14 protein-coding genes and 1 tRNA gene are annotated in these 12,855 nt (G+C 63.3%); 6 read left to right on the forward strand and 9 right to left on the reverse strand.

Annotated features, from left to right (window positions below):
* Nucleotides 1-107 precede the first annotated feature (107 nt).
* From gloB to GA0071312_RS04230, 3 genes are read left to right on the forward strand one after another with little or no spacing between them, the layout of a single operon-like run.
* Nucleotides 108-875, forward strand: coding sequence for a hydroxyacylglutathione hydrolase (gloB, locus tag GA0071312_RS04220; RefSeq protein ID WP_074444211.1), 768 nt, complete (start codon nucleotides 108-110; stop codon nucleotides 873-875).
* Nucleotides 876-880: 5 nt separating this feature from the next.
* Nucleotides 881-1,339 carry a cupin domain-containing protein gene (locus tag GA0071312_RS04225; RefSeq protein WP_074444212.1) on the forward strand — a complete coding sequence of 153 codons (459 nt, stop codon included), beginning with the start codon at nucleotides 881-883 and terminating at the stop codon, nucleotides 1,337-1,339.
* Nucleotides 1,336-2,088, forward strand: coding sequence for a GNAT family N-acetyltransferase (locus tag GA0071312_RS04230; protein ID WP_074443733.1), 753 nt, complete (start codon nucleotides 1,336-1,338; stop codon nucleotides 2,086-2,088). Before GA0071312_RS04225 ends, GA0071312_RS04230 begins: the two co-directional genes overlap by 4 nt.
* Nucleotides 2,089-2,139: 51 nt before the next feature.
* Here GA0071312_RS04230 and panC read toward each other — a convergent pair whose 3' ends face one another.
* The gene (gene panC / locus GA0071312_RS04235; protein WP_074444213.1) at nucleotides 2,140-3,003 is read right to left on the reverse strand and encodes a pantoate--beta-alanine ligase; all 864 of its coding nucleotides are present in this window, start codon (nucleotides 3,001-3,003) and stop codon (nucleotides 2,140-2,142) included.
* A gap of 194 nt (nucleotides 3,004-3,197) precedes the next feature.
* Between panC and GA0071312_RS04240 the strand changes: the two genes are divergently transcribed.
* Nucleotides 3,198-3,274 (forward strand) — tRNA-Arg (locus GA0071312_RS04240).
* Nucleotides 3,275-3,325: 51 nt separating this feature from the next.
* Here GA0071312_RS04240 and GA0071312_RS04245 read toward each other — a convergent pair.
* The gene (locus GA0071312_RS04245; protein WP_074444214.1) at nucleotides 3,326-4,216 is read right to left on the reverse strand and encodes a LysR family transcriptional regulator; all 891 of its coding nucleotides are present in this window, start codon (nucleotides 4,214-4,216) and stop codon (nucleotides 3,326-3,328) included.
* A 59-nt stretch (nucleotides 4,217-4,275) separates the two neighbouring features.
* On the opposite strand from GA0071312_RS04245, the gene GA0071312_RS04250 reads away from it, so the two are divergent.
* Nucleotides 4,276-5,043, forward strand: a complete 768-nt coding sequence (locus GA0071312_RS04250; protein ID WP_238947090.1) for an NAD(P)H-dependent oxidoreductase — start codon at nucleotides 4,276-4,278, stop codon at nucleotides 5,041-5,043.
* A 15-nt stretch (nucleotides 5,044-5,058) separates the two neighbouring features.
* On the opposite strand, the gene ectB is transcribed toward GA0071312_RS04250, so the two are convergent.
* From ectB to GA0071312_RS04280, 7 genes are all read right to left on the reverse strand, one after another.
* The gene (gene ectB / locus GA0071312_RS04255) at nucleotides 5,059-6,348 is read right to left on the reverse strand and encodes a diaminobutyrate--2-oxoglutarate transaminase (RefSeq protein WP_074443734.1); all 1,290 of its coding nucleotides are present in this window, start codon (nucleotides 6,346-6,348) and stop codon (nucleotides 5,059-5,061) included.
* Between the two features lie 123 nt (nucleotides 6,349-6,471).
* Complete coding sequence (locus tag GA0071312_RS04260) at nucleotides 6,472-6,876, reverse strand: ectoine synthase (protein WP_074443735.1); 405 nt, start codon at nucleotides 6,874-6,876, stop codon at nucleotides 6,472-6,474.
* Nucleotides 6,877-6,914: 38 nt separating this feature from the next.
* Nucleotides 6,915-7,184 (reverse strand): acyl carrier protein, encoded by a 270-nt coding sequence (locus GA0071312_RS20235; RefSeq protein WP_238947091.1) that lies wholly within the window; start codon nucleotides 7,182-7,184, stop codon nucleotides 6,915-6,917.
* Nucleotides 7,177-7,578 (reverse strand): AMP-binding enzyme, encoded by a 402-nt coding sequence (locus tag GA0071312_RS20240; RefSeq protein ID WP_238947092.1) that lies wholly within the window; start codon nucleotides 7,576-7,578, stop codon nucleotides 7,177-7,179. Before GA0071312_RS20240 ends, GA0071312_RS20235 begins: the two co-directional genes overlap by 8 nt.
* A complete protein-coding gene (locus GA0071312_RS04270) occupies nucleotides 7,538-8,734 on the reverse strand; it encodes a class I adenylate-forming enzyme family protein (protein ID WP_165603945.1) in 1,197 nt (398 codons plus the stop codon). Before GA0071312_RS04270 ends, GA0071312_RS20240 begins: the two co-directional genes overlap by 41 nt.
* Nucleotides 8,731-10,488, reverse strand: a complete 1,758-nt coding sequence (locus tag GA0071312_RS04275) for a hotdog domain-containing protein (protein WP_074443736.1) — start codon at nucleotides 10,486-10,488, stop codon at nucleotides 8,731-8,733. The genes GA0071312_RS04270 and GA0071312_RS04275 overlap by 4 nt, the downstream gene beginning before the upstream one ends.
* Entirely contained in the window at nucleotides 10,485-11,006 is a 522-nt protein-coding gene (locus GA0071312_RS04280) for a GNAT family N-acetyltransferase (protein WP_083204297.1), read from the reverse strand. The genes GA0071312_RS04275 and GA0071312_RS04280 overlap by 4 nt, the downstream gene beginning before the upstream one ends.
* Nucleotides 11,007-11,177: 171 nt before the next feature.
* On the opposite strand from GA0071312_RS04280, the gene GA0071312_RS04285 reads away from it, so the two are divergent.
* On the forward strand, nucleotides 11,178-12,827 hold the full coding sequence (locus tag GA0071312_RS04285; RefSeq protein WP_074443290.1) for an IS1634 family transposase: 1,650 nt from the start codon (nucleotides 11,178-11,180) through the stop codon (nucleotides 12,825-12,827).
* Nucleotides 12,828-12,855 lie beyond the last annotated feature (28 nt).

A 12,855-nucleotide genomic window follows, 5' to 3' on the forward strand; every position in this document is an offset into this window, starting at 1 on the left:
CATCAGCTGTGAGTACAGTTTCCAATTGCACTGGACGCCAGCCCGGGCTTGCGCGAGAATCGCAGGTCAAGCATGCGCATCCCGGGAGGATGTCACAGGAGGACGCCATGGCCGCACAGATCCATCTCTTCCGTTGTCTGGAAGACAATATCGGCGCGCTGATCCGCGATCCCGCCAGCGGAGCCTGCGCCACGATCGACGCGTCCGACGAGCCCGCCATTGCGCGAGCGCTCGCGGAAACCGGCTGGGAACTCACCGATTGTCTCGTCACCCATAGCCATTGGGACCATGTGCAGGGGCTCGAAGCGCTCAAGGCGCGCACCGGCTGCCGCATCGTCGCCCCCGCTTCCGCCGGCGAGATCGCGGAAATGGCCGATACCATCGTGCGCGAGGGTGACAGTGTCTGCGTCGGCGAAATGGCCGCGATCATCTGGGAGACGCCGGGCCATTGCGCCGATCACATCGTCTATCATTTTACCACCGACCACCTCCTGATTGCCGGCGATGTGCTCTTCGTGATGGGGTGCGGGCGCGTCTTCGGCGGTGATTTCGACGCGCTGCACCGGGCGCTGGAGCGGATACGGGCCCTGCCCGACGAGACGGTGGCGATCGTGGGCCACGACTACACCCTCGCCAATGCCCGTTTCGCGCTCAAGGTCGAGCCGCACAACGCCGCGCTGGTCGAGCGGGCCCGCGAGGCGCAGGAGCGGGCGCAGGCCAGGGATCTGTTCGGCATCACCACGATCGGCGAGGAGAAGGCGACCAATCCGTTCCTGCGTGTCCACGAGCCCGCCGTCGCGGAAGCGGTCGGGCTTGCCGGCGGTGCGCCCGACGCTGTATTCCGGGCTCTGCGTGAATGGAAGAACAGGGGTTGACGGATATGGCGCATGGCATTGGCGGTCTCACCGCGCAAGACGTGATCAGGCGGCTTGATCTGAAGCCGCATCCGGAAGGCGGCTATTTCCGGGAGACCTTTCGCGATCCGCTCACCGATGCGAACGGGCGTCCGGTCTCGACCGCGATCTATTATCTGCTCGGCCTCGGCGAAGTCTCCGAATGGCATCGCGTCGATGCCACCGAGATCTGGCATTATCATGCCGGCGCGCCGATGGTGATCACGCTCTCGCCGAATGGCCATGACGCGCAGGCGCGCCATCTCGGGCCCGATCTGATGAACGGGCAGGAGCCCCAGATCATCGTGCCGGCCAATCACTGGCAGACGGCGACGTCACTGGGTGCCTGGACGCTGGTGGGATGCACCGTTGCCCCGGGCTTCGATTTCGCCGGTTTCGAGATGGCCCCGCCCGGCTGGCGCCCGATGCCGCGCGAGGGGGGGTGACGGCTCGCCCGCCCGGCCCGGCGGGCATCGAGGAGCGTGCGCTCAATGCCTGGCCGGCCTTGCAGAGCCTCGTCATGGACGGCTGGCTGGTGCGCTTTGCCGACGGCTATACCAAACGCGCGAATTCGGTCTGTGCCCTGCCCGCAGGCGCGGCGCCTCTCGGAGCGGCAGGGGCGGCGATCGAGGATCTCTATCGCCGCCACGGCCAGACCCCGATCTTTCGCCTCACGCCTTTCGCGACGCCCGGTGACGCAGCCTGGCTCGACGCGCGCGGTTATGAGCGGATCGAGCCGACCAGCGTCATGCTCTGCCGCGATCCCGCCGCGCATGCGCGTCCGGAGCCCGGCCTGCGCATCGCAGCCACCCCCGACGAAGCCTGGCTCGCCGGCTTCATCGCCGGCAACCGCCATGGCAGCAGCATCCGCCCCACCCTCACCGCCATGCTCGCCGCGATCCGGAGCGAGGCCTTCTACGCCACGCTGGTGCAGGACGGCGCGCCCTGCGGCTACGGGCTCGCGGTGATCGAACGCGGCTGTGTCGGGCTGTTCGATATCCTCATCGAAGCGCGCCTGCGCGGGCGCGGTTTGGGGCGCAGGCTCGTCGCCGGCATGCTGGACGAGGCGCTGCGCCGGGGTGCGGGCGCTTCCTATCTGCAGGTTCTGGAGACGAATGCCGCTGCCATTGCGCTCTATCGCCGGCTGGGCTTTGCCGATTCCTATGGCTACGCCTATCGCATCCCGGCGGCGTGAACAGGGGTCGCCCCGGACCGGCAGTGCTCGCCGTTCCGACGGATTGATGCGCTATACCGCGATATTGTCGATCAGCCGCGTCGCACCGAGTTTTGCCGCTGCGAGCAGGCGGCGCGGGCGGGCCGGGTCGGGCTCTCCGAGCGATTCGGCATCACGCAGGGCGAGGTAATCGACGGCGAAACCCGCCTGTACGAGGGCTGCCTCTTCGCGGGTGAGGACGGTGGCGGGATCGTCGCCTGCCACGATCGCCTTTGCGCAGCGTTGCATGGCCGCATACAGCTGCGGCGCGCGCGCGCGCTCGTCGGCGGCGAGATAGCGGTTGCGCGAGGACAGGGCGAGGCCGTCGGCCTCGCGCACCGTCTCGCCGCCGAGGATCGTGACGGGCATGAAGAGATCCGCGACCATGCGCATGATCACCTTCAATTGCTGGTAATCCTTCTCGCCGAACAGCGCGATATCGGGGCCGCATTGCAGCAGCAGCTTGGCGACGACGGTGGCGACCCCGCGAAAATGACCGGGCCTGAACGCATCCTCGAGACCGGCTGTGGCGGGGCCTTCCAGCGAGATCATGGAGGACGAACCCGGCGGATACATTGCCTGCGCCTGTGGCGCAAAAACCAGGTCCGCGCACGGCGCCAGCGCCGCGCAATCGGCTTCGAAGGTGCGCGGATAGCGCGCGAGATCCTCGCCGGGGCCGAACTGGGTGGGGTTGACGAAGATCGAGACGACGACCCGGTCGGCCTTGGCCCGTCCCTGCCGCACCAGCGAGAGATGGCCCTCATGCAGCGCCCCCATGGTCGGGACCAGCGCAACGCGCTCCCCCGCCGCGCGCCATTGCCCGACCCTGGCGCGCAGGGCGGCCACGTCTTCCGCGATCGGCGGCGCCGGGCGGGTCGTGGCGGTTTGATCGGACATCTTTTCCTTCCTCTGACGCCCCGCCAGCCGGGGATCTGCGTGCCGAAGCATCGGCATGCCCATGCCTTATCAGAGCCACCCCCTTGCGCAAATCCCCGATGGCGAACCCGGCATTCACCGCCTGCGCAACTTCGGCGCGAATCCCCATGATCAAGCTGGCCCGCAGCCCGGCTTCATGCTAAACGATCCGCAACGGCCCCGTAGCTCAGCAGGATAGAGCATCAGATTCCTAATCTGAGGGTCACAGGTTCGAATCCTGTCGGGGTCGCCATATCATGAATGCACGATCCGAAAGCCGCCTCGTTCGATCGGCCCGCCAACGCTATCGCCTATCCAGTCGCTGGCTGATCAGGCTGCATCGGCTGAAATATTCGGCGACCGTGCGGATACGCGCGGTGTGGCGCAGGTCCGGGTGGGTCAGCATCCAGAGTTCGACATCGAGGGCGGCGATAATGGGGCCGATGCGGGTCAGGGCCGGATCCGCTTCGGCCAGATAGGTCGGGAGAACGGCGATCCCGGCGCCGGCGCGTACGGCGGCGTGTTGACCGAGGATGCTGTCGGACCAGATCCGGCACTGTTTGTCGTAGCCCTGAGCGGCCATCCAGCCATGCAGCGCGGGATAGGCCATCGAACGGCTCGGCCCGATCCAGGGCGCTTCATGCAAGGCCTCGCGCCCCCCGGTACCCGCCGCCATCGCCGACGGCGCGTAGATCGCCTGCCGGATCAGGCCGAGCTTGCGACCGACGAGATGGGGGTCTGGCGTCGAAGTCGGGCGGATCGCGATATCGGCTTCGCGAAAGGCGAGATCGGAGATCTCGTTCGAGACGTTGATTTCGAGGGTGATATTCGGCTCGCTCTCGCGCAGGCCGGCCAGTGCGGGCGCGAGCAGGCCGAAGAGCAGACCGTCCGTCGTGGTGATACGGACATGGCCGGAGGGACGCAGATCGCGCCCGGCAAGGCGTCGCTCCGTATCATGGGTGAGTTCGGTAATTTTGCGCGCCGTGGCGATGATCTCCTCGCCGGCGGCGGTCGGACGGTAGCCGGTCCGCAAACGTTCGAACAGGCGCACGCCGATCTTCTTCTCGACCGCGTTGATGCGCCGAAACAATGTCGGATGGCTCGTCACCAGCCGTTTGGCCGCGCCGGTCAGAGAACCGGCCTCGGCGATGGCGAGAACGATCCGGTAGTCGCCCCAATCGAGCATGTCGTTCATATTTGAAAGGCCAGCTTTCTCATTCATCGTTTTCATACAATTCACTTGAACGATAAGAGATGGCAACGGCCAATTCTTCCGCCATTGACGGGTCCGAAACCATGCATGCGCATATTGTCCACGCCCATCCCGAACCGGCATCCTATAACGGCGCGCTCACCCGGACCGCCTGCGACGCCCTGAGCGATCAGGGCGCCTCTGTCAGCGTGAGCGATCTCTACGAGGCGGGTTTCGATCCGGTGGAGCGCGGCATGCATTATGACGACAGGCTGGACCCGGACACCTTCGCTCCCCTGGCCGAACAGCGCCACGCCTCTCGTGGGGGCACACTCGCACCAGAGATCAGGCGGGAGATTGCCGCATTGGAGCGGGTGGATCTGCTGATCCTGCAATTCCCGCTCTGGTGGCACGGGCCACCGGCCATCCTGAAGGGCTGGATGGATCGCGTCTTCGTCAATGGCGGCCTCTATACGAGCCGGATGCGTTATGATCGCGGCTATTTCCGGGGGCGGCGCGCTATTGTCTCGATGACCACCGGCGCGCCGCGCGAGGCCTTCGGTCCCGGCGGGCGCGGTGGCGATATCGGGACCATGCTTTGGCCGATCCACTACTCGTTGCACTATCTCGGCTTCGCAGTCCTGCCGCCCTTCCTTTCACACGGAATACAGGGCCACGGCTATCGCTATGCGGAAGACGACGCCCTGCAGGCCATGCTCGCCAATAATCTCCGTAGCTGGCGTGCGCGTTTGCAGGAGCTTGACGCGGATGCACCGCTCGCCTTTCCCGGATGGGACGATTGGGGTGCGCTGGGTGAGGCGATCCGCTGACGATCGGCTTCGCCGTTACTCCGCAGCGATCAGCGGGGTCGTTTCCGTTTCCGCGCGTATCGCCGCATCAAGGATCGCGAGGCCCTCTTCGAGCACCGGGATCGGTGTCGTCAGCGGTGCGAGTACCTTGACGACCTCGTCCTCGGGACCCGACGTCTCGATGATCAGGCCGTTACGCCACGCCGTCTCGCAGATTCGCGCCGCGCGTGCGCCGGAACCGACATCCAATCCACGCATCATGCCGCGACCCTTGAGCCGGACCCGTCCGATCACGTCGCCGCTCGCCGCAAGGCGTGATGCGACGATATTGCCGGCTTTTCGAATCTGGGTTTCGAGCCCGTTATCGCTGCAGAATTTCTCGATCGCGACCCGCGCGGTGACGAAGGCATGGGTGTTGCCACGGAAAGTCCCGTTATGCTCGGCCGGTTTCAGCACGTCGTGCTCCCGGTTGATGAGTACGAGGCTCATGGGCAGGCCGAAGCCGGAGATCGACTTCGCCATGGTCACCATGTCGGGGATGATCCCGGCCTCTTCGAACGAGAAAAAGCTTCCGGTGCGACCGCACCCGGCCTGGACATCGTCGATGATCAGGAGTGCGCCGTGATTTCGCGCCAGTTCCGCGACCTTGCGCAGCCATTCCGGCCGTGCGGCATTGAGCCCGCCTTCACCCTGTACCGTTTCCAGCAGGATCGCGGCCGGGGCATCGAGCCCGGACGACGCGTCTTCGAGCATCCGTTCGAGCAATGCGGCGCTGTCCAGACCTTCGAGATAGTCGTCATAGGGCAGGCGCGTGACCCCGGACAATGCGATGTGCGCTCCGCCGCGATGATAGCCGTTCCCGGTGGCGGCGAGGGCTCCAAGGGTGACGCCGTGAAAACCGTTTGTGAAGGCGATGACGTTGCTGCGCCCAGTCGCCTTGCGCGCGATCTTGAGCGCCGCCTCGACAGCGTTGGCGCCGGTCGGGCCGGGGAACATTACCTTATAGTCCAGCCCGCGCGGGCCGAGGATATACTGCTCGAATACATCAAGAAATGCACCCTTTGCTCTGGTGTGCATGTCGAGCCCGTGGGCGATGCCATCCGAGGCGATGTGTTCGATCAGAGCAGCCTTCATGTCGGGATCGTTATGACCGTAGTTCAGGGACGCACAACCCGCGAGAAAGTCGATGCGGCGGGTCCCGTCCACATCGAAAATCTCGGCGCCGCGGGCCGATGCGAAGACCGCACCGAAAGCGCGGCAATAGCTGCGTACCTCCGATTCACGCCGTTCGAATAGCGTTTCCGTGTCAGCTTGTTCGGACATCATGGTGTTTCCTCCTGGATAGCGCCTGACGATGGGGCGTCGACTGCCGAGCAAGCCCTGCAGTCGATCGCACCGCATGAAGCGCCGCAATGCGGGTTGACTCGAAAGGAGTCCGACCGGTGTCGATCAGGCCTTGGCCAGGGTCTTCGGCGCCGGATAGGCGCCATCGGCATCGTGGTCTTCACGCCCCGTCACCGGTGGATTGAAGACGCATATCGCCCGGAACAGCGTCTTCGGGCGCAGGGTATGGCGATCATGCTTGTCGAGGAGATACATATCGCCGGGACGGATCATGTGAACTTCTCCGGTATCCCGGTTCGCGACTTCGCATTCTCCCTCGACACACAAGACCGCCTCGTAATGGTTCTTGTACCAGAGATCGGTCACCGTTCCCGGATAAACTGTCGTCTCATGCAGCGAAAAACCGACATTATCGTCTTCGAGGATGAGGCGTTTGCTCCGCCAGGTGCCGAGAGCGCCCTTGACGTCGCGATCCGTGTCCGTGATTTCATTCAGTGAGCGGATGATCATTGCAGTTTTCCTTAGTTCACGATTTCGAATAATAGGGATCAGGCAGCGGCCTTGATATTGACCAGGAATGTTGAATAGCCACCGACGGTCTCGAAATCTTTGATGTCTAGTTCTTCAGGGTCGACGTTGAATCCCAGCATGTCTTCCAGCTCCATGAGCGTTTCGAGCATGCTCATCGAATCGAGCCGGAATTCCTGAAACAGGTTCATCTCGTCGTCGAGAGGGGGAACCTGTTCTTCGAGGACTGTGGCGAGCGCCTTGCGCAAGTCCTGCCGCGCTTCGTTGATCGTGTAGAGTGATTCAGACAAGGGAGACTTCCTTCTTTTCGATTTGCGCCCGTTCGGGCATGGCTTCGTATTCGAGCAGTCGCACGAGGGCTTTGCGGTCGAACTTGTTGTTTGCCGTTCGCGGCATCTGGGCGAGATAACGAATTTTTTCGGGGACCTTGTGCGGCTCGAGTCGGCCAGCGAGGAACCGGCGCAGTTTCGCCCCGGCATCGGTATGATCGCGGAGATCCGCACTGCCCGGAGAGACGAAGAGGGTGCCCGTTCGCCCGGCAGTCGGCGGGACCATGACCGCATGCTGAACATCTTCCGCTTCAGCGCAGGCCGCTTCGATCTCGGTACAGCTGACCCGAAAACCGCGCACTTTGAAGATGTCGTCACGCCGCCCTTCGCAATAGAGGTAACCTTCGGCATCCATTCGGCCGTAATCGCCGGTATGCAGGCGGCGCAAGGTTGCGTGGCGGGGTACGATAGGTGGCGTCCGTGAGTGCCTGCGCATTCCAGTAGCCGGCCATCAGATGCGGCCCGGAGACGACGAACTCGCCGGTCTTGCCCGGAGGCAGCGCCTGCCCCGCCTCGTCCACGACCTCGACACGCGTGCCGCGCAGCGGCACCCCGCAGGTACCGGGCCTCGCCAGATCGGCATCAACCGGCGCAATGCTCACCCGCTTGCACTCGGTCAGCCCGTACATCAGCTGGAAACCTAGGCCCGGGAACGCATCACGCAGGACCCGGATTGATTTCGGAGAAGGCGCTGCACCGGTATTCGTGATGAGCCGTAATGCCGGCAATTCTCCGGGCTTTCGCCTGCCCAATACGGCGAGCGTTTCGATCATCACCGGTACGGCGGCAAGCACGTCGGCACTGCTTTGCTTGAGCGCCTTGAACAATCCCAGACCGCCGATGCCGGGATCCTCGAGACAAAGCGTACAGCCGGATGCCAAGGCCAGAAACACTTGGTACAGACCGTAATCGAACGATAGCGGTATGGCGCAGAAGATCCGATCGCCCGCGCGGTAGTCGAGGGCCTCGGCAATTGCGCCGACTGCAAACACCGCCTGGCGATGCGGACAGGTGACGCCTTTCGGACGGCCCGTCGATCCCGACGTATAGATCATGCAGGCGAGATCTTCGCCGATCAGGGTCGAAGCAGGCAGCAACCCGTTGGCGATAGCCGCATTCTCGGATCTGAGATCGGCGAGATCGGGCACAGCGACGCGTCCTGAGATGGTCTCGGCAGTCCAGGTCTCGGATTTTGCCGACAGGATCAAGACCGCGCCGGCATCTTGTGCGATATATGCCCGCTGCTCGGTCGGTGTGGATGGATGGACCGGGATGAAACAACCGCCGGCCATGTTGACGGCATGGATCAGCACCACAGTCATTGCCGAGTTCGACGCTTCGACGACGACCCGGTCGCCATGCTTCACGCCCTGCGAGGCCAACCACGCGGCTGCAATGCGCGATGTTTCCGCGAGCCGAGCAGTCGTGAGCCTTGTTTCGCCGCATTCGATTGCTACATGTTCGGGAGAGGCTGCGGCGGCTGCTTCGAGAAATTCGTGCAGATATTTCACGTCATCGACTCCTTGCGCGCTCTGCTTCGGTTCGGCATGGGCACGACAAACAACCCCTGCGCGGATGCGATCTTCTCCGGTGGGTCGACTTTCTCGACCGCCGAGCTTCCCGGATCGCATGCCCTTACGGTTCGCAAGGCTTCGACCTCGACGAAACGGCGCAGTCGGCTCTGTCGGTTTATTCTGGCGCGCACGGTGATGAAGTCGCCCGGTCGTGCCGGTTTGAGGAATTCGACTCCCTCCCAACGCTGCAAGAGGCTCTCGTCCCCATCATGGATCGCGGCAAGGCCCGTAACCGCATCACCGAACAGCTTCATGATGTGCGCGCCATCGACAAGCGCGCCACCGTAATGGGCATCGGAGGCCGACAGTCGTACCGAGATCGAGAAGCTTTTATCGACCGGCGGAAGCGGCAGATCGTCAGGGAGGCGATAGCGACCGACGATATCGTTCGTGTCGTCACCCGCGCGCACCAGGTGCAGTTCATCACCATCGACGAGTACTTCGTTCGGGTAGCCGTGACTGAGAAATCCGGTGGGTGAGGCACTGGGCCCGTAGGCGCCCGAGCACAGTACCGCCAGCACGTCGCCCTCCGCGACATCACCGAGATCCGCCTTGCGCGCGAGTGTGTCGCTGGGCGTACACAATGGCCCGGTGACAGTCGTTTTGGTGAGGCCCTGGCAGCCGTCCCGCGAGAGGTTGAGAATAGGGAAAGAACGTTTGGCAAAGCCGCCGACGCCGACAGCCGCCATGTGCAGGTTCGTGCCGCCGTCGGCAATCGCGAAAACTTCACCGCGGGATTCCTTGGTGTAGTGCACGCGTGTGAGCATCGCGCCGGAGCCCGCGGTCAGATAACGGCCGAGTTCTATGATGACGCGGGTATTCGGGCAGGTCTCGCGGAAGCGGGAGACGGTCTCATTGATGCCGAGCGCGAGTGTTTCGAGGTCCAACGCGCTTTCATTGTCGAAATAGGGAATGCCGAAGCCGCCCCCTACATCAACCGCTTCGACCGGTATGTCGAGCAATGCGCCGAGGCGCCGCGCCATATCGAGAATGTTGACCGTATTTTCGATGATCGGTCCGGCTTCCAGAAAACGTGTGCCCATATACACGTGGAAGCCCATTACCCGCACGCGCGGTAGCCCGGCCATGACGTCTCGCAGATCGGGGACCTGCTCGATATCGATGCCGAACTGTCGCGGCTTTCCGCTCATCGTCAGCCCGGAGCCGCTCGTCGTGAAATCGGGATTGATCCGAAGCATGACGTCGACGGGCCGCTGAAGACCCTGCTCGCGCGCCAGCTCGTCAATGATTTCCAACTCCCGTGCAGATTCGGCCACGATCGCGAATATGCCGAAGCGCAAGCAGTCTCCGATTTCGTCACGGGTCTTGGCCGGCCCGACGAAGATGATGTTGCTGGCCGGAACGCCGACACGTATCGCGGTATGCAGTTCGGCGCGGGAAGAAACCTCGGCTCCGGCGCCGCAGGATTTCAAACAGTCTACGATGGCTGCGTTCGGATTCGCCTTCAGCGAATACAAGATGTCGATGGTCGGAGACAGCCGACGCCGCAGCTCTGCAAAGTTTGCGCGTATGTAATCTGCGTTGTATACGAATGCGGGTGTCCCGAACTTTACTCCGACGCGCTCCGCAAGCTCGCGATTCGGCAGCCAGGCTCCCGTGGCATCGTGTATGTCGAAGCTGGCGCGCGGCGCGGACATTTCTCCGGTGACCGGCATGTGTGCGTTGTTCATGCGGAGACCTCCGAAGACGTGCGCGCCGGTGCCGGCATGGCGCGCGCCGACATATCCGACATATCCGGTGCATCCGGTCGGTCCAGGCATATCCGCATCAGAATTTCGTCGTGATGGTCATGACCTTCGCCGGCAAGCAGACTTCCCGGATAGAGAAGCTCCTCCTCGATCCGTCCGCCGAAACGCTTGGCCAAGGTCTTCATCAGGACGCGAATGGCTTTGTTGTCCTGGTCGACGGAGGCTTCGATCCGATCCGCACCGCGCGCGATCTCGCGCTCCACGGCGTGGGCAATCATGTCGACGCCCAGTCCGGCCACTCCATGGCGAGGCCGGGTGGCCGTCTGCCAAAGGAAATACGTGCCGGGGTTTCGCGGCGAGCGGAAGCCTGTCAGGAATCCGATCACCTCGCCATTCGCAATGGCTACAATGGATTGCTCAGCGAAGTGCGTGCACCACAAGGCGTAAGCGTATTGGCTATTCGCATCGAGGCGCTGCGTTGTGTTGACCAGGCCAAGAATATCCTTGGCCCAAGTTGAACAGTTGAATTGGACGAAGCGGGAACATTTTTCCGTAAGCCATTGATGTTATTGAGGTGGGGTCGGTGGGCGTCAGTTTGTGTGGTGCTAAATAATGTAAGAATAGGCGTTTCATTGCTTGACGAATGGAGGTTTCTGAGATGCTAATTCGGCATGTTCGTGCGCGAGAAGACCATCAATGGCTACACCTACATCTACCTTGTGGAGAATGTCCGCGAGGGTGGCCGCACGAAGCAGCGCATCATCCGCAATCTCGGACGCAAGGAAACGGTTCTCGCCAGCAAGGATCTCGATCGCCTGGCCGCCTCGGTCGGACGGTTCACGGAACGGGCCATGGTCCTGGATGCCATCAACAACGGTGATGTGGCGCGATACGAAGCTCGTCGCATCGGCGGGCCGCTGCTCTTCGGGCGCCTGTGGCAGCAACTCGGCATCGATCAGGTGATCGCTGATCAGCTTGGGGAACGCGGCTTCGAATTCCCGGTGGAGCGGGCCGTGTTCACCGCGACGCTGCACCGTCTGTTCGTCTCCGGCTCGGATCGCGACTGCGCGTCCTGGATGCAGGATTACGACATTCCCGGTGCCGACGATCTGTCGCTGCACCATTTCTATCGGGCCATGGCCTGGCTCGGAGAAGATCTGCCAAAGGACGAGCAGAAGGATGCGACGCCCTTTTCGCCGCGTACCGTCAAGGACGTGATCGAGGAGGCGCTGTTTGCGCGCCGGCGCGACCTGTTTACCGATCTCTCCATCGTCTTCATGGACACGACCTCCCTGTCCTTCCACGGCGAAGGCGGCGAGACGCTGGGGGCACGGGGCTATTCCAAGGACCATCGCCCTGATCTCAACCAGATGATCCTCGCCGTCATCGTCGATGCCGATGGCCGCCCGGTCTGCACCGAGATGATGCCAGGTAACACCGCCGATGTCGCCATCCTGCTGCCGATCGTGCAGCGGCTGCGCAGCCGTTTCGGTATCACCCGAGCCTGCATCGTGGCGGATCGGGGCATGATCTCGCAGGCCACGATCACGGCGCTAGAGGAACAGGGTCTGGAATATGTGTTGGGTGTGCGCGAGCGCACCGACGCACGCATGCGCCGGGTTCTCGACGATCCGCAACCCCTCACGCCGCTCCTCGTCGAGCGCAGCCAGGGCGAGACGCAGCTCTTCGCCAAGGAGGTCGTCGTCGACGGGGTCCGCTACATCGTCTGCCGCAACGAGGCGCAGGCCGAGAAGGACCGCGAGGACCGCCAGGCCATCATCGCTGCCCTCGATACGCAGTTGAAGAAGGGCGACAAGGCCCTCGTCGGCAACTCCGCCTACAGGCGTTATCTCAACACCACGACGCGTGATGCCTTCGAGATCGATGCCGGCAAGATCGCCGAGGAAGCCCGCTATGACGGGATCTTCGTCCTGCGCACCAACGCGAGGATTTCTCCGCTTCAGGCGATGCTGCGCTACCGGGACCTGCTCACCGTCGAGACGCTGTTTCGTGTCGCCAAGGCGACGCTCTCGACACGTCCGATCTTCCATTCATCCGATGCCGCCATCCGCGGCCACGTCTTCTGCTCCTTCCTCGCCCTGATGCTGCACAAGGAGCTGTTCGACCGCTGCACCGAAGCCGGGATCAAACCCGAGTGGCGCCCGCTCCTGCGTGATCTCGACCGCCTGCAGAGCGGCAAAATCGAAAAGGACGGACGCAGCATTGCCATCCGTACCCCGGTAAGCGGTCAGGTCGGGCCGGTATTCCGCGCCGTCGGCGTGGCGCTGCCGCCGAACATCGCCGAAACCGAAGCTGCTTGACCGCACGACCCTCCGACCGTGGTGCTAA

Source organism: Saliniramus fredricksonii (genome assembly GCF_900094735.1).
GTDB lineage: Bacteria > Pseudomonadota > Alphaproteobacteria > Rhizobiales > Beijerinckiaceae > Saliniramus > Saliniramus fredricksonii.